Here is a 285-nt window from a genome sequence, read left to right on the forward strand (position 1 = left end):
GGCTCATGGCTTGATTGCCACCCCGGGCGCCTGTGGCGTGCGGATGAACCTTGATATGGCTGGCATCAATCATCAGCCATTCGTAATCAGGATCATCGATCAATTGCTCCAGCAATGCCTCCCAGGCTCCGTTGTCACGCCATCGGCAGAACCTTCGGTGCGTGTTCTTCCAGTCCCCGTACGAGGGCGGTAAATCCCGCCATGGTGCACCCGTTCTCAAAATCCAGCATACCGCATTGATAAATCGTCGGTTGTCGTGTGCGATGCCGCCCCACACGCCTTTAC

1 protein-coding gene is annotated in these 285 nt (G+C 56.8%); it reads right to left on the minus strand.

Annotated features, from left to right (window positions below; translation table 11 throughout):
* Positions 1-285, minus strand: a 285-nt coding sequence (locus EI185_RS14575) for a transposase (protein ID WP_133372249.1), incomplete at both ends; no start/stop codon positions are given.

Origin of the sequence: Sulfuriferula multivorans (genome assembly GCF_003851125.1) — a bacterium.
Lineage (GTDB): Bacteria > Pseudomonadota > Gammaproteobacteria > Burkholderiales > Sulfuriferulaceae > Sulfuriferula > Sulfuriferula multivorans.